The organism is Kitasatospora sp. NPDC058444, assembly GCF_042721415.1.
In the GTDB taxonomy this organism is placed as follows: Bacteria; Actinomycetota; Actinomycetes; order Streptomycetales; family Streptomycetaceae; genus Kitasatospora.
Map to the genome: position 1 here is coordinate 76281 of NZ_JBHXLL010000016.1, position 18970 is coordinate 95250.

The 18970-nt window shown below is 75.5% G+C and carries 13 protein-coding genes; 2 read left to right on the top strand and 11 right to left on the bottom strand.

Features of this window, described 5'->3' with window-relative positions; all coding sequences use genetic code 11:
* Nucleotides 1–32: 32 nt before the first annotated feature.
* A complete protein-coding gene (locus tag ACFWP2_RS18700; protein WP_380452571.1) occupies nt 33–680 on the top strand; it encodes a hypothetical protein in 648 nt (215 codons plus the stop codon).
* Here ACFWP2_RS18700 and ACFWP2_RS18705 read toward each other — a convergent pair.
* The 3 genes from ACFWP2_RS18705 to ACFWP2_RS18715 are packed head-to-tail and all read right to left on the bottom strand — an operon-like array spanning nt 578 to nt 9455.
* The gene (locus ACFWP2_RS18705) at nt 578–1984 is read right to left on the bottom strand and encodes a DHA2 family efflux MFS transporter permease subunit (protein WP_380452573.1); all 1407 of its coding nucleotides are present in this window, start codon (nt 1982–1984) and stop codon (nt 578–580) included. The two genes, ACFWP2_RS18700 and ACFWP2_RS18705, sit on opposite strands and share 103 nt — an antisense overlap.
* Nucleotides 1981–2166, bottom strand: coding sequence for an MbtH family protein (locus ACFWP2_RS18710; protein WP_380452575.1), 186 nt, complete (start codon nt 2164–2166; stop codon nt 1981–1983). Before ACFWP2_RS18710 ends, ACFWP2_RS18705 begins: the two co-directional genes overlap by 4 nt.
* On the bottom strand, nt 2163–9455 hold the full coding sequence (locus ACFWP2_RS18715) for an amino acid adenylation domain-containing protein (RefSeq protein WP_380452577.1): 7293 nt from the start codon (nt 9453–9455) through the stop codon (nt 2163–2165). Before ACFWP2_RS18715 ends, ACFWP2_RS18710 begins: the two co-directional genes overlap by 4 nt.
* Before the next feature lie 119 nt (nt 9456–9574).
* Between ACFWP2_RS18715 and ACFWP2_RS18720 the strand changes: the two genes are divergently transcribed.
* Nucleotides 9575–10771 (top strand): amidohydrolase, encoded by a 1197-nt coding sequence (locus ACFWP2_RS18720; protein WP_380452579.1) that lies wholly within the window; start codon nt 9575–9577, stop codon nt 10769–10771.
* A gap of 58 nt (nt 10772–10829) precedes the next feature.
* On the opposite strand, the gene ACFWP2_RS18725 is transcribed toward ACFWP2_RS18720, so the two are convergent.
* The 8 genes from ACFWP2_RS18725 to ACFWP2_RS18760 all read right to left on the bottom strand — a co-directional run bounded on the left by ACFWP2_RS18725 (nt 10830) and on the right by ACFWP2_RS18760 (nt 18570).
* On the bottom strand, nt 10830–11660 hold the full coding sequence (locus ACFWP2_RS18725) for an AMP-binding protein (RefSeq protein ID WP_380452581.1): 831 nt from the start codon (nt 11658–11660) through the stop codon (nt 10830–10832).
* Entirely contained in the window at nt 11660–11884 is a 225-nt protein-coding gene (locus ACFWP2_RS18730) for a phosphopantetheine-binding protein (RefSeq protein ID WP_380452583.1), read from the bottom strand. Before ACFWP2_RS18730 ends, ACFWP2_RS18725 begins: the two co-directional genes overlap by 1 nt.
* A 5-nt stretch (nt 11885–11889) precedes the next feature.
* Nucleotides 11890–12621, bottom strand: coding sequence for an isochorismatase family protein (locus ACFWP2_RS18735; RefSeq protein ID WP_380452585.1), 732 nt, complete (start codon nt 12619–12621; stop codon nt 11890–11892).
* Nucleotides 12622–12758: 137 nt separating this feature from the next.
* Nucleotides 12759–14426: a (2,3-dihydroxybenzoyl)adenylate synthase gene (locus ACFWP2_RS18740; protein WP_380452587.1), complete on the bottom strand. Its 1668-nt coding sequence runs from the start codon at nt 14424–14426 to the stop codon at nt 12759–12761.
* Complete coding sequence (gene dhbC / locus ACFWP2_RS18745; protein WP_380452736.1) at nt 14423–15634, bottom strand: isochorismate synthase DhbC; 1212 nt, start codon at nt 15632–15634, stop codon at nt 14423–14425. Before dhbC ends, ACFWP2_RS18740 begins: the two co-directional genes overlap by 4 nt.
* A 174-nt stretch (nt 15635–15808) precedes the next feature.
* Entirely contained in the window at nt 15809–16591 is a 783-nt protein-coding gene (locus tag ACFWP2_RS18750; protein WP_380452589.1) for a 2,3-dihydro-2,3-dihydroxybenzoate dehydrogenase, read from the bottom strand.
* Between the two features lie 249 nt (nt 16592–16840).
* The gene (locus ACFWP2_RS18755) at nt 16841–17056 is read right to left on the bottom strand and encodes an acetyltransferase (protein ID WP_380452591.1); all 216 of its coding nucleotides are present in this window, start codon (nt 17054–17056) and stop codon (nt 16841–16843) included.
* A 263-nt stretch (nt 17057–17319) separates the two neighbouring features.
* Complete coding sequence (locus tag ACFWP2_RS18760) at nt 17320–18570, bottom strand: CapA family protein (RefSeq protein ID WP_380452593.1); 1251 nt, start codon at nt 18568–18570, stop codon at nt 17320–17322.
* Between the last annotated feature and the right edge of the window lie 400 nt (nt 18571–18970).

Sequence of the window (18970 nt, forward strand, 5' to 3'; positions counted from 1 at the left end):
CCGCTGTCCAGGTGGCCATCAGACTTGTCCCTATGGCAGATGATCGGACCGCTCGGCTTCTCGTGGCCGGCCTCGGGCTCGTGTTCGTCCAGACCGGCGCGGGCACCATGCCAACGACCGCCGAGATACCGCTGCGCGTGGTCTCGGTGGCCGCGTTCCTCGCGCTGGTCGGGGTCGGGAGGCGGTGGGGCGGCCGGGAGGAGACCCCGCCGAAGCGCGACTTGGGACGGAACCACTGGTACCTCGCGGGTTCCGCGGGAGCCGCGGCCCTCCTCGGGGCCTGGGCGGCCGACCAGCTGCTGCACACCCCGCAGGCCGCCGGCCCGTGGGTCGCCGTCGTGGTGGGCGCGTACCTCTTCGTCCTCGCCGCGCTCTGGGAGCGGCCCGCCCTTCGCCTGCTCGGCGGGGCGATGGCGCTGTGCGCGGTGGCCGGGCTGGTGCTGGCCTTCGGGGGCGCTTCGGCGGCGGCCGTCGGCACGGCCGCGGGGATCGTGCCGGGGGCGCTGCTGCTGGGCACGGTGTGGTGGTGGTCCGCCCGGCCGCGGCGCGAGGCCGGGGCGCACCACCACCTGAAGGCTCAGCCCTCCGGGGGTGGGCCCGGGGCCTCAGCGGGGAGGCGGAGGGCCAGGAGGCTGCCGGCGGCGACCAGGGCGGCGGTGAGCAGGAGGGCGAGCCGGTAGGGTCCGGCGCCCGCGTCGTCGCCGAGGGCGCCGATCAGCGCGGCGGTGGCCGCGATGCCGAGGGCGCCGCCGAGGGTGCGCAGGATGGTGAACAGGCCCATCGCGCGGCCCATGGCGGAGCCGGGGACGTCGGCGAAGCCGGCGATCTGGACGGTGAGGACGGCGGTGCCCAGGATCAGGCCGACGCCGAACATCAACGCCCGGACGGCCCACGGGTTCTCCGCGAAGCCGAGGGCGGCCAGCACGGCCGCCGCCAGCAGCAGTCCGGGCAGGGCAAGCCGGCGGGGGCCGAGGCGGGGCAGCAGGCGGTCCACCACCTGCGAGGCGGCCATCAGGCCGATCGCCTCCGGGAAGACGCTCAGTCCGGCGTCCAGGGCGGTGGCACCGCGCGCCGCCTGGTAGAGCAGCGGCAGCACGAACAGTGCGCCCATCAGTCCGGCCGAGGTCAGCAGGGCGAGCCAGCTCGCCGCGCCGAAGGTGCGGTCGGCGAGCAGCCGCAGGTCCACCAGCGGTTCGGCGGCCCGCAGTTGGTGCCGGACGGCGGCGCCCAGCAGTGCAAGGCCGAGCACCCCGCCGAGCGCCACCGCGGGCGAGGTCCAGCCGTGCGCCGGGCCGAAGCCGAGGGCGTAGGTCAGCAGGCCGAGGCCGGGGGTGGCGAGCAGGAAGCCGGTGGTGTCGAAGCGACCGGCCGGTGGCTCCTCCTCCGCGCCGCGCAGGCCGGTCAGCCCGATGAGCACGGCGGCCGCCCCGATCGGCACGTTGACCAGGAACAGCCAGTGCCAGGAGAGGTGTTCGGTGAGGAAGCCGCCGAGCGGCGGCCCGAGGGCGGGCATCAGCGCGGTCGGGACGATCAGGATGCGGCCGAGGCCGGCCCGCTCGTGCGGGGCGAAGGCCCGGAACAGCAGCGTCATCCCGACCGGGGTGAGCAGTCCGCCGGCCACGCCCTGGACGGCCCGGGCGGCCGACAGCGTGCCCAGGCCGGGTGCCGCCGCGCAGAGCGCGGAGGCGAGGGTGAAGGCGGCGAGCGAGCCGAGGAAGACCCGCTTGACGCCGTACCGGTCGCCGAGCCAGCCGGCCACCGGCAGGCCGAGGGCGAGGCCGACCAGGAAGGCCGTCTCCACGGCGTTGGCCGCCGTGACGGGCCGGCCGAAGTCCTCGGCGATGCTGAACAGCGCCGGGTTGACGATGGTCGAGTCCAGGCCGTTCATGCACATCGCGGCCGTGTAGACGACGACCACCGCGGCGCGCCCCGCGAGTAGGGGGCGCGCCGGGGCCTCGGCGCCGGACGGGGCGGGAGGGGTCACAGGGTGGTCCAGTTCGCGGCGATCCACTCCAGCGTGGCTGCTCGCTCACACGGGCCGTGCGCGATGCTCCAGCCGGCCGGGACGGCCGCGAACGCGGGCCACAGGGAGTGCTGTCCCTCGGGGTTGACGAGCGCGAGGAACTCGCCGTCGGCGTCGAAGGGGTTGGCGGGGGCGTCGCTCATCGGTGGTTCTCTCCGTCGTCGGTCCCCGCCGGGAGGCCGGCGAGGTGGTCGGCGATCACGCTCGCGATGTGCGCGATCGGGGTGGGCAGGGTCATGTCCTTGTGGGAGCAGGCCACGTCGGTGTTGGCTATCCGGCCGGACACGTACGGTTCCCAGAGTTCGGGCACCAGGGTGTCGTCGATGGTGTCGACGGTGGCGCGGAAGAACAGCACGTCGCCCTCGTACCGGCGGTGGTCGTAGCCGCGCACCAGGTGGTTGGTGTTGAGGTAGATCTCGTTCAGCGCGGCCAGGGTGGCCTCGTCGAGTCCGGCGAGCGGGCTGCCCTCGCGGCGCAACAGCTCGGTGACGGCACCGAGTTCGAGGGGGCGGCCGTCGAGGTCCTCGGGTCCGAAGCCACCCATGGTGAGCAGCGCCTCCATCGCTTCGGCCTGGTCGGGGACGGGCAGCTCACGGAAGCCCTCAGCGGGGTAGGCGTCCAGGATGGCGAGCAACTCGACGTCCTGGCCGAGCTCCTGGAGCCGGACGGCCACCGCGTGGGCGATGATCCCGCCGGTGGACCAGCCGAGCAGCCGGTACGGGCCCTCGGGCTGGACCTCGCGAAGCCGGTCGGCGTAGTGCGCGGCCAGCTCCTCCAGCGTTGCGGGCAGGGGGAGTTCGGCGGTGGCGGCGCCGACGCCCTGGGCCTGGAGACCGTAGATCGGCACGTCGCCGGGCAGGTTGCGGATCAGTCCGGTGTAGCACCAGCTGAGGCCGCCGGCCGGGTGGACGGCGAACAGCGGGCGCTGCCGGCCGGGGGTGACGGGCCGCAGCGGGAGCAGCACGTCCAGGGCGTCGGCGGCGGGCGCGCCCGCCGCGAGGGCGGCGTCCAGGGCGGCCACGGTGGACGCCTGGAACAGGGCGCCGATGCCGACCTCCAGTCCGAGCACCTCGCGGATCCGCCCGGCGAGGCGCACGACCAGCAGCGAGTGCCCGCCGAGCGCGAAGAAGTCGTCCTCGACGCCGACCGAGGCCACGCCCAGCACCTCGGCGAACAGTTCGCACAGCTGCTGCTCGCGCGGGGTGCGCGGCGGGCGGCCGGCTCCCGCCGCCGGGGCCTCGGGGGCGGGCAGGGCCCGGCGGTCGAGCTTGCCGTTGGCGGTCAGTGGGAGGCGGTCGAGCAGGACGACGGCGGAGGGCACCATGTGGCCGGGAAGTCCGGCGGCGGCGTGGGCGCGCAGCTCGTCCGGGGTGGTGCCGGCGGCCACCGCGTAGCCGACCAGGCGCTTGTCCCCCGGCACGTCCTCCCGGACCACCACGGCGGCGTCGGCGACGGCCGGGTGGGCTGCCAACACCGCCTCGATCTCGCCGAGTTCGATCCGGAAGCCGCGCAGCTTGACCTGCTGGTCGGCCCGGCCGAAGTACTCCAGCACGCCGTCGGCGCGGCGGCGGGCGAGGTCCCCGGAGCGGTACATCCGGGTGCCGCGCTCGCCGAACAGCTCGGCGTACGGGTCGGCGACGAAGCGGGTGGCGGTCAGCTCGGGGCGGCCGAGGTAGCCGCGGGCCAGGCCCGCCCCGGCCACGTACATCTCGCCGGTGACGCCGGGCGGGACGGGCTGGAGGTGCCGGTCGAGGACGTAGACCCGCAGGTCGGGGATGTTGACGCCGATGGTGCTGCTGCTCCCGGCGGCGGCGCTCGCCCGGTCGAGGGCGATGTACGAGACGTGCACGGTGGTCTCGGTGATGCCGTACATGTTGACCAGCGTGGGGGCGTCCTCGGCGTGCCGGTCGTACCAGTCGTCCAGCCGGGCGAGTTCGAGCGCCTCACCGCCGAACACCACGTAGCGCAGGGCGAGTTCGCTGCCGGGGTGGTCCCGGTCGGCGGCGCTGAGCTGGTAGAAGGCGGACGGCGTCTGGTTGAGCACGGTGACCCGCTCGCGGGCGAGCAGCTCCAGGAAGGCCGCCGGGTCGCGGCTGACCAGGTGCGGGACCACGACCAGCCGGCCGCCGTGCAGCAGGGCGCCCCACAGCTCCCAGACCGAGAAGTCGAAGGCGTAGGAGTGGAACAGTGTCCAGACGTCCTCGGCGCCGAAGCCGAACCAGTGGTCGGTGGAGCCGAACAGCCGGACCACGTTGTGGTGGGTGACGGGCACGCCCTTGGGCCGGCCGGTGGAGCCCGAGGTGTAGATGACGTACGCGGTGTCCTCGGCGCGCAGCGGGCGGGTGCGTTCGTGCTGCTTCAGCGGGGTGGCGGGGAAGGCGGCGGACTCCGGTCCGTCGACCAGGAGTTGGCGCACCTCGTGGGCGGGCATCCGGGGTGCGGTGGCCCGGTCGGTGAGCAGGGCGGCGGGGGCGGCGTCGGCCAGCATGTAGGCGAGCCGGTCGGCCGGGTAGTCGGGGTCGAGCGGCAGGTACGCGGCGCCGGACTTGGCCACCGCCAGCAGCGCGACGACGAGTTCGAGCGAGCGCGGCAGGGCGAGCGCGACGATGGTGCCGGGGCCGATGCCCTCGGCGGCCAGCAGCCGGGCCAGCCGGTCGGCGCGGGCGGAGAGTTCGGTGTAGTCGAGCTGCTCGTCCCGGTAACTGACCGCGACGGAGGTCGGATTGGTGGCGGCGGCCGCCTCGAAGAGCTCGGGCAGGGTCGCGCCCGGGGCGGAGGTGACGGAGTCCCCGTTCCACTCGACCAGGGCGCGCTGCCGCTCCTCCTCACTGATCAGCGGCAGCAGGCCGATCGGGGTGTCGGGGGCGCTCGCGGCGGCGGTGAGCAGCCTGGCGAGGCGCTCCCCGAGGGCCGCCGCGGTGGCGGCGTCGAACAGGTCGGTGCGGTACTCGAGGAAGCCGCCGATGCCGCCGCCGGGCAGCTCGCCGGCGTTGAGGGTGAGGTCGAACTTGGCCGTCCCGCTGGGGATCGCGGCGATGTCGGCGGTGAGGCCGCCGCCCAGGGCGATCCGCTCGTCCGGGCGGCTCTGCCAGGCGAGCATCACCTGGAACAGCGGGTGGCGGGCGAGCGAGCGGGCCGGGTTGAGATCCTCGACCAGCCGGTCGAAGGGCAGTTCGGCGTGCTCGTGCGCGGCGAGCACGGTGGCGCGGACCCGGGCCAGCAGTTCGCGGAAGGTGGGGTCGCCGGACGTGTCGGTGCGCAGCACCACCGAGTTGACGAAGTAGCCGACCAGGGCGGCGGTGTCCTCGTCCTCGCGACCGGCCACCGGGGTGCCGACCGGGATGTCGGTGCCGGCGCCGTGCCGGGTGAGCAGGGCGGCGAGCCCGGCCTGGACGGCCATGAAGACGGTGCTGTCGGCGGCCCGGGCGAGCCCGGCCAGGGCGCTGTGCGCCTCCGCGCCGAGCGCGAAGGGCGCGGTGGCACCCTGGTGGCCCGCGACGGCCGGGCGGGGGCGGTCGAGGGGCAGCTCCAGCTGGTCGGGCAGCCCGGCGAGCGCGGCGCGCCAGTGCTCCGCCTGTCGGACGGCGAGCGGGCTGGGCGCCTCGGCGGTGCCGAGCCGCTCCCGCTGCCAGGCCGCGTGGTCGGCGAACTGGACGGTGAGTTGCGGGAGTTCGGGTGCCCGGTCGGCGCTCCTGGCGGTGTAGGCGGCGGCCAGGTCGCGCAGCAGCGGGGTGGTGGAGGCGCCGTCGCCCGCGATGTGGTGGAGCAGCAGGAGCAGGGTGTGCCGCTCGGGTCCCTCGCCGAACAGCGTGGCGCGCAGCGGAGGTTCGGCGGTCAGGTCGAAGGCGTACCGGACCGCCTCGTCCAACTCGCCGGTTCTGTCGCGCAGTTCGATCGTCGACGGGGAAAGGATGCGCTGGTACGGCGTGCCGTCCGGCTCCTCCCCGTAGACGGTGCGCAGGACCTCGTGCCGGGCGACGAGGTCGCCGAGGGCGAGGGTGAGGGCGTGCCGGTCGAGCGGGCCGGTGAGGGTGAGCGCCAGCGGGATGTTGTAGGTGGGGCTGGGGCCTTCGAGGCGGTGCAGGAACCAGAGTCCTCGCTGGGCGGGCGAGAGCGGCATCCGCTCGGCGCGCGGTACGGCCACGGGGGCGTCGCGGCGCGCCGGGGCCTGCGCTCCCCCGCCGGGCGCCTCCGCGATCAAGGCCGCGAGGCCGGCCGGGGTCGACTGCCGGAACACGTCGGCGAAGCCGACCGGGACGGCGAAGGTGTCGCGCAGCCGGGCGGCCAGGCGGCCGGCCAGCAGCGAGTGGCCGCCGAGGTCGAAGAAGGAGGCGTCCCGGCCGGGCGCCCGCGGCAGGCCGAGGACCTCGGCGAACAGGCCGCAGACCAGCGCCTCCTGGGGCGTGGCCGCAGCGGCGCCATCGGTGGCGACGGCCACCGGATCGGGCAGGGCGCGGTGGTCGAGCTTGTCGTGGGCGGTGCGCGGCAGTTCGTCCAGCAGCAGGACCGCCGCCGGGACCATGTGCGCGGGCAGCCGGGCGGCGAGCGCGGCGCGCAGCCCGTCCGGGTCGGGGGTGCTGCCGTCCTCCGGGACGGCGTAGCCGAGCAGCCGCTTGCCCTGCGGGCCGGGGCGGGCGATCACCACGGCCTGGGCGACGCCGGGCAGTTCGGCGAGGACGGCGGCGATCTCGCCGGGTTCGATCCGGAAGCCGCGGATCTTCACCTGGTCGTCGGCCCGGCCGAGGAACTCCAGGGTGCTGTCGGGGCGGCGCCGGGCGAGGTCGCCGGTGCGGTACATCCGGCTGCCGGGCGGGCCGAACGGGTCGGCGAGGAAGCGTTCGGCGGTGAGGTCGGGACGGCCGAGGTAGCCGCGGGCCAGGCAGGCGCCGGCCACGTACAGCTCGCCGGTGACGCCGTCGGGCGCGGGGCGCAGCGAGCCGTCCAGGACGTAGGCGCGGGAGCCGCGCACCACCCGGCCGCGCGGGGCGCCGTCCGGCCCAGGGGTCCAGGCGTAGGCGTCGACGGTGGTCTCGGTCGGGCCGTAGAGATCGACCGGGTGCAGGCCGGAGACGGCGGTCAGCCGCTGCCAGAGGGCGGGCGGGGTGGCCTCGCCGCCGACCACGAGGACGGACGGGCGGTGCCGGCCCTCGTCCAGGATGCCTTCGGCGAGCAGGACTTCGAGGTAGGAGGGGGTGAGGTCGAGGTAGTCGACGCGCTCGCGGTCGAGGTGGGCGGCGAGCGCGGCCGGGTCGCGGTAGGTGGCGTCGTCCAGCAGGTGGAGCTCATGGCCGTGGACCATCCAGAGCACCGGGTCCCAGGAGGCGTCGAAGGCGAACGAGGCGCTGTGGGCGACGCGCAGCCGGTCCCGGCCGGTGCGGCGCAGGGCGGGGGCGATGTGGTCCTCGCCGAGGCCGGCGTGCAGGTTGGCCAGCGAGGCGTGGGTGACGACGACGCCCTTGGGGCGGCCGGTGGAGCCCGAGGTGTGCAGGATGTAGGCGGGCTGGTGGAGTCGCGGGGCGGGCGGGGCGGCTGTTCCGGGCTCGCTGTCGGGCTCGGCGCCGGCCTTGGCACCGGACTCGGCACCGGCCTTGGCACCGGCCGGTTCCGGGTGGAGGTTGGGCAGGTCGGCGGGCAGGTCGAGCCCGGCGAGGGCCTCGGCGGAGCCGACCACGCAGACCGGGCGGGCGTCGGCCAGGACGGCGGCCAGGCGCTGCGCGGGGTGGGCGAGGTCGAGCGAGACGCAGGCGCCGCCCGCCTTGAGGACGGCGAGCATCGCGACCAGGGTGTCGGTGCCGCGCGGCAGGGCGATCGCGACCGGCGCCCCGGCCCGCACGCCCCGGCCGGTCAGGCGGTGGGCGAGCCGGTTGGCGGCGGCGTCGAGCTGCCGGTAGGTCAGCGCGGTCGAGCCGGAGCGGACGGCGACGGCGTCCGGGGTGCGGGCGGCCTGGACGGCGAACAGCTCGGGCACGGTCCGCTCGGCCGGGGGCTCGGTGCGGCCCTCGGTGGCGCGGCGCAGGCCCTCCGGGTCGAGCAGGTCGATCCGGGCGATCGGCGTGCTCGGGTCGGCGAGCAGCAGGTCGGCGAGGGCGTCGAGGTAGCGCAGCAGGCCGTCGCGGTGGGCGGCGAGCGAGGCGGCCCCGTAGCGGGCCGGGTCGGCGTCGATGACCAGGCGCAGTGCGCCGTCCGGACCGGGCGAGACGTTCAGGGCGAGATCGTCGACCGGGCCGGCGGCGAGGTTGCGGACGGTGCCCGGCAGGCCGGCCAGATCGAGATCGCTCTCGAAGGCCTTGATGTTGACCATCGGGCCGAACAGGGCACGGCGGTCGCCGGTGCGGCCGAGGTCGCGGCGCAGCTCCTCCAGCGGGTAGCGCTGGTGGCGGCGGACGGCGCGCAGCTCGCGGACCACGGCGCGCAGCAGGGTCTCGGCGCTGTCGGCGGGGCGGACGGCGAGGCGCAGCGGGAGCACGTTGGCGGCGGCGACGGGGGTGCGCAGGGCAGCGGGGCCGCGGCGGTTGGCGAGCGGCAGGCCGAGGACGACGTCCTGGGTGCCGGTCAGGCGGTGCAGGTATCCGGCCGCGGCGGCGAGCAGCAGTTCGGCCCAGGTGGCGCGGACGGCGCCGGCGGCGCGTTCCAGGCGGTCGCGGGTGCCGGCGGGCAGGTCGGCGGCGAGGCGGATCGTTTCGCCGGGCGCGGCGGGCGCGGGGAGCTCGGCGGGCTCGGGGAGCTCGGCGGGCGCGACGGGCTCGGGGGCGGCCGGGAGGGCGGCCGGGGTGTCGGCGTCGGCCATCCGGGCGGACCAGTGGGCGCGGTCGGCCTCGTACTCGGCGCTCTCGCGGTACGCGGCCTCCTCGGCGGCGACCTCGGCGAGTTCGGCGAAGGGGTTCGGGGCGGGTTCGGCGCCGGTGGTGCGGGCGGCGTAGAGGGCGGCGATCCGCTCGCCGAGGAGGGTCAACGCGTAGGCGTCGACGGCGAGGTGGTGGATGCGGCGGTACCAGAGCCGGCGGTCCTCGGCGGTCCGGATCAGCGCGTGGGTGAACAGCGGGCCCTCGGCGAGGTCGGCCGGGCGGGCGAGGTCGGCGCGCATCCAGGCCTCGGCCTCGGCGGCCGGGTCGGCGGCGGCGCGCAGGTCGAGCCGGTGCAGCGGCCAGCTCCCGTCGGGGCACAGGTGTTGGCGGGGCGTGCCGTCCGGGCCGGTGACGACGACGGCGCTGAGCGCCTGCGCCTCGTCGACCGCCTGCCGCAGCACCTGTTCGAACCGGTCCTCGTCGAGCGGACCGGTGATCTCGACGGCGTCGCCGGTGTTGTAGACCGGGCTCGCGGGGTCGAGGGCCTGGGCGTACCAGATGGCGGCCTGGGCGGCGAGCAGGGGGATGTCGGAGGTCTGGATTTCGGCGACCGGGCTGTCGGCGATCTGGGTTTCGACGGCGGGCATGGGGTGGAGAGCTCCTCGGGGATCCGGAACGCCTTACTTAGGTTAGCCTAATCTAACTTCACAGGAACTGGTCAACGGCCCCGTACGGCTGGACCCCTGACACCCCGGAGACGCCGCCCATGCCCCCGACCGAGCCGCCGACCACTCTCCACACCGAGGCCAGGCAGGCCGTGCGCGACCGCGTTCACGCCCACCGGGCTGAGCTGCTCGCACTCAGCCACCGCATCCACGCCCACCCCGAGACCGCCTTCGAGGAGCACCTCGCGGCCGCCTGGTGCTCCGAACTCCTGCGCGCGCACGGCTACTCGGTCACGGCACCCGCCCACGGACTGGCCACCGCGTTGGACGCACGCCTCGGCAGCGGACCGGTCACCGTCGCGCTGGTCTGCGAGTACGACGCACTGCCCGGACTCGGCCACGCCTGCGGGCACAACCTGATCGCCGCCGCCGGGATCGGCGCGGCGATCGGGCTCGCCCCGTACGCGGACGAACTCGGGCTCACCGTCCGGGTGATCGGCGCGCCGGCCGAGGAGCGCGGGGCCGGCAAGGCGCTGCTCCTGGAGGCCGGGGCGTTCGACGGGGTGGACGCGGCGATGATGGTCCACCCCTGCCCCATCGAGGTCGCCGACTTCCACTCCTTCGCGCTCGGCACGCTGTCCGTCCGCTACACCGGCCGCGCCGCCCACCCGAGCCTCGACCCCCACCGGGGGCGCAACGCCGCCGACGCGCTCACCGTCGCCCAGGTCGCGATCGGACTGCTGCGCCAGCAACTCCCGCCGCAGTGGCGGGTGCACGGCATCACCACGGCGGCCGGGACGGCGCCGAACCTGATACCGGACAGCGCGAGCGCCGAGTACGAGATCCGGGCCTCGGTCGCCGAGGACCTCGCCGAGCTGCGCTCCCGGGTCGAGGACTGCTTCCGTGCCGGCGCGCTCGCCACCGGCTGCGAGGTGGAGCTGACCCGGCCGGAGCCGGACTACCTGGACATGCGCTCCGACCCCCGACTGCTGACGCTGTGGCGGGCCAACGCGGCGGCACTCGGCCGACCGGGACCGGTCGAGAGCGGACCCTTCGCCTGTACGGACATGGGGAACGTGTCGCACGCGGTGCCGTCGATCCATCCGGTGCTGGACATCACGGGCGGCGCCTGCGCCCCGCACGAGGCGGCGTTCGCCGAGGCGGCACTGGGCGTGGAGGCGGAGCGGGCGGTGCTGGACGGCGCGGTGGCGATGGCCTGGACGGCGGCGGACCTGGCGGCGGGGTGGGCGGCGGGGGACCTGGCGACGGAAGCGGGGTCGGAGGCGGCGAACGAATGACAGCCGACAACGTTCAGCGAACAGATAACGAAATCTGTTCGCTGAAAGTTGTCCTCTGTCACCCGACCCCCGGCGCCACCCGCACCGCCGTCACGCCCAGGTTCCGCACCAGCGCCCCGACCTCGCCCTCCTGCCACGGGTCGGCGAGCACCACGGCGGCACCCGTCCGCAGCGGCCACAGGTACTCCCAGAGCGGCAGGCCCAGGTGCAGCACCCGGTCGCCCGGCCCGAGCGGGTGCTCCGCCTGTAGCTCGCGCACCCGGCGGTCCGCCTCGGCATGGGTGAGCCGGACGGCGGTCGGGCGCCCGCCCGGTCCGTACCCGAGGCAGAGCGGGTGCTGCGGGGTCAGGGCCCGGGGCGGGTCGGTCGACAGCTCGCCGTCCGTCTCCAGCCCGGCCAGCGCCCCCGGCACCCCCTCCCCCAACACGCAGACCGGAGCGTTCTCCGCGAGCAGCCGCTCCCGCCGCCCGGGCGTGTCCGCCGGGTCCAGCGGGAGGTACGCCGCACCCGACTTCACCACCGCCAGCAGCGCCGTCAGCAGCTCCACCGGACGTCTCAGGCCCGCCAGGCCGACCACCGCGCCCGGGCGGGCCCCGCGGGCGGCCAGGGCGCGCGCCAACCGGTTGGCCGAGGCGTTCAACTCCCGGTAGCCGACGGTCTCCCCGCCCGCGAGCACCAGAGCCGGCGCGTCCGGCGTCCGGGCCGCCTGCGCCTCGACCGGACCCACCACGGTGGTCGCCGGGTACCGCACCTCGCGGCGAGGCAGCGCGGGCAGTTCGGGCACCGCGGGCAGCACCGCCCCGCGGGCCGCGTCCCGGACCGCCACGCCCACCCCCGCTGTCCGCACCCCCGCCGTCCGCAGCTCCGGCGCCATCAGCTCCGGCGCCATCACTCCACGCCCAGCAGCTCGGCCCAGGCCTCGATCGCCGGGCGCTCCGCCAGCTGGACGAACGCCACCTCGGCGCCCGCCTCCTGCCAGCGCGCGGCCAGGGCCATCAGCCGGATGGAGTCCAGTCCCCAGTCGACCAGGTTCTCGTCCAGCGGGATCTCCGCCGGGTCCTCGCCGAGCAGGTCGGCGACCTCGGCCCGGATCCGCTCCACGGTGAAGCCCATGCCCGTCACTTCCCGCTCACCCCTTCGAGTACCGCGGCATCCGGCACGCCCGCGGCGTCCGAAGCACCCACGAGGCCGGGGGCGGCCGCCGACCGCGCGGTCGAACCCAGCGCCCCGAGCACGGCCTCCGCCGTCGTGACCACCCCGCAGCGCCCGGCCACCCAGGCCAGCGCGCCACGGTGCTCCGCCGGGCCGAAGTCGGCGACCGCGTCGGCCACCACGAAGGCCTGCACGTCCCGCATCCAGGCGTCACAGGCGGTGGCCTGCACGCCGATGTGCGCGTAGACGCCGGTGATCACCAGCTGGTCCCGCCCCTGCTCGCGCAGCAGCCGCTCCAACTCGGTGCGCACGAAGGCGCTGTACTTCCACTTGGTGAGCACGGTGTCGGCCGGCTCCGGGGCGACGGCCTCGGCGATCGCGGTGGCCCGCGGGTCGTTCGGGATGCCCGGCCCCCAGAAGTCCTGCTGCAGACCGCGTTCGGCCGGGCTCTGCCCGCCGAGCTGCGCCGAGTACACGACGGGGACGCCGGCGGCGCGCGCCGCCCCGGCCAACGCCGAGACGTTGCCGAGGAGTTCGGGCACCGGCGCGGCCTCGGCGTCGAAGGCGTCCAGGAAGTGGTTCTGCAGGTCGTGCACCAGCAGCACGGCGCGCGCCGGGTCCACGGTCCAGGAGACCCGGTTGGCGGGCAGCTCCTCGGCGGCGGGCATGGGATAGCGGGGAATGCGGGGCAGGCCCACGGCGGTGTTCCTTAACTCGATGTGGCGGTGTGGCGGTGTGGCGGTGTGGCGGTGTGGCGGTGTGGCGGTCTGGCGCTCTGGCGGTACGCGGGATCGGGAGGCGGGCGGGCGGCCGGCGATCGCCGATCGGCGTGCGCTCAGCGCCCGTTCAGCGAAGCCGCGATCGCGGCGCGCAGGTCCTTCTTGCTGACCTTCCCGATCCCGGTGGCCGGGAAGGCGGCGACGAACTCGACGCGGTCCGGCACCTTGTACTCGGCGAGCCCGCGCTGCCGCACGAACCTCTTCAACTCGACGCTCTTCGGGGGGTCTTCGCGATGCCCGGCGCGCAGCACCACGTAGGCGCAGGTGCGCTCGCCCAGGTACGGGTCGGGCATCGACACCACCGCCGCGTCGTGCACCGCCGGGTGTGCGAGCAGGTGGTTCTCGATCTCCTCCGCGGCGACCTTCTCGCCGCCGCGGTTGATCTGGTCCTTGGCCCGCCCCTCGACCACCAGGTGGCCGGTCGGGGTGCGCCGGACCAGGTCGCCGGTGCGGTAGAACCCGTCCGCGGTGAAGGAGTGGGCGTTGTGCTCGGGCGCGTTCCAGTAGCCGCGGATGGTGTACGGGCCCCGGGTCAGCAGGTGGCCGGTGGTGCCGTCGGGCAGGTCCCGGTCCTGGTCGTCCACCACCCGGACCTCGTCGTCCGGCGAGATCGGCCGGCCCTGGGTGGTGGTGATCAGCTCCTCCGGGTCGTCCAGTCGGGTGTAGTTGACCAGTCCCTCGGCCATCCCGAACGCCTGCTGGAGCGTGCAGCCCAGCACCGGTCCCACCCTGCGGGCCGCTTCCTCGCTGAACTTGGCGCCGCCGACCAGCAGCACCTCCAGGCTCTCGTACCCGCGGGCGCCGCGCTCGGCGGCGTCCAGCCAGAGCAGGGCGAGCGGCGGCACCAGCCCGGTGATGGTCACGCCCTCGCGCTCGATCAGCGGGAAGGCCGTCTCCGGGGCGGGCTGCGGGCAGAGCACCACCCGGCCGCCGGCGTACAGCGTGCCGAGCGAACCCGGTGAGCTGAGCGGGAAGTTGTGGGCGGCGGGCAGCACGCACAGGTACACGCTGTCCCGGTCCTGCCCGCAGAGCTCGACCGAACCGCGCAGTGAGTAGATGTAGTCGTCGTGGGTGCGCGGGATCAGCTTCGGCACGCCGGTGCTGCCGCCGGAGAGCTGGAGGAAGGCGACGTCCCCGGGCCGGGGCTCCCCGTCGAAGGCCTCCGGGCCGGGCCCGTCGCAGGGCACGTCCGCGAGCCGGATGTGCTCCCCCGGGTCGTCGCCGGCCACCAGCACCAGCCGCAGCGCCGGGTTCTCCGCCTGGACCCGGCCGGCGAGTTCGCGGTAGTCGAAGCCGCCCTCGACGGCCGGCACCACGTAGGCGGAGGCCTCGGTGAAGGAGCAGAAGTACCCGATCTCGGCGTACCGGTGGGCGGGCAGCGCGAAGACCGGCAGCGCGCCGATCCGGAACAGCGCGAAGACGACCTCGAAGAACTCGGCGGCGTTGGGCAGTTGGACCACGACCCGGTCCCCGGCCCGGATGCCACGGGCGAGCAGCCCGGCGGCCATCCGGTCGGCCCGGCGGTCGAGTTCGGCGTACGTCCAGCGCCGCTCGACGGCCGCCACCGAGTGGCCGCCCGGGTCGACGACGGCGGTCCGCTCGCCGTGCGCGGCGGCGCGTTCGCGCAGCATCCGCCCGAAGGTCTCGCCGCGCCAGTACCCGGCGGCCCGGTAGCGCTCGGCGAACTCGGCGGGGTACGGGGTGAACCCGTCCCGCGGCGTCACCGGGCCACCCCCGCGGCGTCCAGGAAGGTGCGGAACTTGGCGCTGGTCTCGGCGAGTTCGGCCTCCGGCCGGGACTGCTCGACCACGCCCGCACCGGCGTACACCCGCAACGTCCGCTCCTCCGCCTCGGCGCAGCGGATGGTGACCACCCACTCGCCGTCGCCGGTCGCGTCCTCCCAGCCGACCATGCCGGTGTAGAGGCCGCGGTCGAAGGGCTCGACCTCGCCGATCACCCGGCGCGCGACGTCCGTCGGCGTGCCGCAGACCGCCGGGGTGGGGTGCAGTGCGCAGGCGAGCTCCAGGGCGGAGACCGCGGGGTCGGCCAGCTCGCCGCGGATCGTGGTGGCCAGGTGCCACATCGCGGCCGTCCGTACCAGGGTGGGCCGTTCGGGCACCTCCAGGGTGCGGCAGTACGGCGCCAGCGCCTCGCGGATCGCGTCCACCACGACGGCGTGCTCGTGCAGGTCCTTGGGCGACTCCAGCAGCGCGGCGGCGCGCCGGACGTCCTCGCCGAGGTCCTCGCTGCGCGGGACCGAGCCGGCCAGCGGGTTGGCCAGCACGGCCGTTCCCCGCCGGGAGAGCAGGAGTTCGGGGCTGGCGCCGATCAGGGTGCGGCCACCGCCGGACGGGACGGCGAAGGTGTAGCCGCCCGGGTCGCGCCGGGCGAGGCGCTGCAGGATGGCGGGCAGGTCGAGCGGCTCGGCGGCGCTCAGCTCCAGCGTCCGGGCCAGCACCACCTTGCTCAACTCCCCGCCGCGCAGCCGCTCGACGGCCGCCGCGACGCCGGCGCCGTACGCCTCCGGCGCGGGCACCTGGGCGATCCGCCAGTCGGTCCGCTCGGCGGCCGGCGCGGGCAGGGCGACCAGCGGGTCGTCGCGCAGCGGTCCGGCGGTCCGGACCCGGGCGGGCACGGCGAGCTCGACCCGGCTGTCCCGGTCGAACGCCACCGCGCCGACCACCAGCGGCCGTTCGACCCCGGCCCGGCCCGCCTCGGCCAGCGTCTCGGCGACCCGCACCGGCAGCGGCCGACCGTCCTGCGGCACCCGGGCGTGCACGCCGGAGCCGAGCAGGGTGCGGGTCGGCGAGGCGAGGAACGCCTCGTCGGAGCCGGCCCGGTACTGGCCGAGCAGTCCGCTGGCCGCGCCGATGACGGCGTGGTCCGGTCCCTCGACGAGGGCGGTCGCCGAGGCGTCGGCCCCGGCGGGTATCGGCCCGGCAGGGGCGTGGTGCACCGTGGTCACGGCGGTTTCTCCAGTCTGGGACGGTTCTACGGGGGACGAGGAGCAACGGGAGGAGGAGGAGGGAGCGGGAGGGCACGGCGGAACGACGGGCGGAGCGCCGATCGGCACCGCCCGGCGTCACCCGGCACCACCCCGCGCCGCTCAGGCGCGCAGGGTCGCGCCGCCGTCGACGTACAGGTCGTGCATGGTGATGTGTCGCGCACGGTCGGAGGCCAGGAACACCACCGCCTCCGCGATGTCGGCGGGCGCGGCGATCCGCCCGAGCGGGATGCCGACCCGCCAGGCACCCAAGTCGCCCTCGATCACCCGGCGTTCGGCCGCCTCGGCGTCCTCGCCCCACAGTGCGCGCTGCATCTCGGTGTCGGTCGAACCGGGCGACACCACGTTGCACCGCACCCCGGACCGGGCGAGCTCCAGCCCCAGGCAGCGGGTGAACATGGTGGCCGCCGCCTTGGAGGCCGCGTAGGCGGCCATCCCGGCCCGCGGCACTCCGGCGGCGTTGGATCCTACGGTCACGATCGCCCCGCGCCCGCGCGCCGCCATCCGGCGACCGACGGCACGGCCGGTGTGGAAGACGCCGGTGGTGTTGACGGCGAAGGTGTCCGCCCAGTCCCCGTCGGTGAGTTCGACGACCGGAGCGGTGCGCAGGATTCCCGCGACGTTCACCAGCACGCCGATCGGCCCGAGTTGACGCTCGATCAACTCGACGGCACCGTCCACGGCCTGGCCGTCGGAGACGTCCAGCACGTACGGCCGCACGCCCGGCAGCTCGGCCGCCAGGGCATCGAGCCCGCCGCGCCTGCGGTCCGCCGCCGCGACGACGGCCCCCTCGGCCACCAGCGCCCGCACCACGGCCGCGCCGATGCCCTGCCCGGCCCCGGTGACCATCGCGACGGCACCGGCGAATTCGGACTGTTGCTGCACAGGACATCCCTCCGACCAGCAAGATTAGGCAAGCCTAACCTAACACAGCTGTTCGCCTACACCGAGAGCCTGTGCGAACGTCAACTCGCCCCACTGCCCCCGCCGGACACCCCGCCACCAGAGCGGCGCCCGGACACGACAAGGCCGCCCGACCCCGGTTGGGGTGGGCGGCCTCGGCAGCCTCAACGGCATGGGCGGCCTCGACCGCGTCGACGGCCTGTCGGCAGTGGTGGTGCGTCCGGCGGGCCGCTACGGCAGGCGGCTCGCGAAGATCGGGGCGAAGCCGTCGCAGCCCTCACCGTCGAGGTGCTCCGCGCGGTGCAGGGCGACGCGCCGGGAGGCGAGGTTCTCCGGGCGGACCCGGGCGGTCAGAGGGAGGTCGGCAACGCGGGCGGACGCCCAGGCGGTGACGGCGGGGGCGAGCCGGTAGAAGAGGTTGAGGACCGGCAGACCCGCCGGCGCCATCGGCTTGACGCCGCAGAAGCCCGGCGCCGCCGGGGAGTTGTGCTCGCGGACGGTCCAGTTCCCGCAACCGTGGCGCTCCCGGACCGCGTTCCAGCGGCCGTACAGCTCCTCGGCCTCGGCACAGGTGGCGAGGGCGTCCGAGGGGTTGTGGACGAAGGTGGTCGGGTCGCGGTGGATGGCGAGGATGGCGTCGACGTCGCCCTCGGTCGGCGCAGCAGGGAGAGTCGGTCGGCAGTTCCTCGTGTCCGCCCGTGGCGGGCACCCTAACGCGGTGCGGCAGGGGTGGTCGACGCCTTCGTGGAGCCCGAAGGAGCCTTGGCGGGAGGCGTGGAACCGGGAGTGGCGGAAGCGGGAGCGGTGGGGGCGGGAGCGGCGGGAGCGGGGGCGCCGCCCGGGGCGGCCGGTGCCGGGGAGAGGCCGGTGCAGCCGCGCAGGCCGTCGCGGCGCTTGAGGGCGGCCTCGGCGGTGGCGCCGCTGACCGGCTCCGGGACGCCCTTGTCGTCGATGGTGGCCGGGGTGAAGGCCTCGCCGGTCACCTTGCCGTCGGCGGTGAGGGTGAGGGTGGTGACGCCGGTCTCGTTGGAGTTGGGATAGTTGGAGGTTCCGTACCAGAGGAAGTTGCCGAAGCCGTAGCCGATGTAGGTGTTGCCGAGCATGCCCGAGCCGACCATGGTGTGGGCGTGGGTGCCGACCACGGCGGTGGCGCCCGCGGTGGCGAGCTTCTTGGCGATGGTGGTCTGCGGCCCGGTCGGGCAGGCCTTGCCCTCGTCGCCCCAGTGCAGGTACACGAGCACCACCGGGGCCTGCTGCTTGGCCGTCTCCACCGCCTTGACCAGCGCCGGAACGTCCAGGGCCGAGGCGATTCCCGGCTTGTCGGCGCCGGCCCGCCACTTCTGGTTGGTGAGGTCCTCGACCTGGCTGGCGGCGACCACGGCGACCTTCACCCCGCGCACGGTGGTGACGTACGGGGCGTACGCCTCCTTGGCGTTGCGCCCGACACCGACCACCGGGATCGGCGAGGAGTCCTTGGCGGCGAGGGTGTCGGTGAGCCCGTCGGCGCCGAAGTCCACGGCGTGGTTGTTGGCCATCGAGACGACGTCGACGCCCGAGTCCTTGAGCACCGACAGCGCCTTGGGCGAGGTGCGGAAGGTGTACGTCTTCGGTTCCGGGGCGCCGCGCCCGGTGATCGCGGTCTCCAGGTTGAGGACGGACAGGTCGGCGTCGGCGAGGGTGCGGGAGATCGGGCCGAGCGCGGGCTCGGGCGTCTGGACGGCCAGCCGCGCCTCGGTACGGCCCTCGAAGTGGACGTCCCCGGCGAAGGCGACGGTGATGGTGCCGTCGGGCCGGGGCGGGGCGCTCTTGCCCGGGGCCGTGCCGGAGGGCGAGCCGTCCGGCGCGGAGGACGGCGGGGCGGGGGCGGCCGAGGCCGGGGCCGGGTCGGGGTCGTCCGGCCCGCAGGCGGCGACGGCGGTCATTCCGACGAGCAGCGCGACGGCGGCCGCGACACGGCGCATGAGTGGATCCCCCCGAGGATGATGCGAGAACGGTCAGCCTACGCCACCGAATCACCACCGCCCGGACGCGAGTCCGCAACATTCCGGCCACGAAGGGCACCTCCGGACCCGGCCGGGCGGCGACACGCGGGCAGGCAGGCGGGCATCGACGGCCGGGCCTGAACAAGCCGGGCATCAACGGCATCACCACATCAACGCATCAAGGCATCACGGCATCACGGCATCAAGGCATCAACGGCCGAGCAGCGACGGCCGGTCGCCGGACGGCGCCCCTGGCCCGCCCGTCCCAATCGCCCCCGCCGACCCGGCCACCGCGTCCCTGGCGCGGGGCGGGCGGGGCGCGCAGCGTGGTGGAGAGGGAGCGGGTTCCGTGCCGATGGGCGGAGTTCCGCGCCGAAGG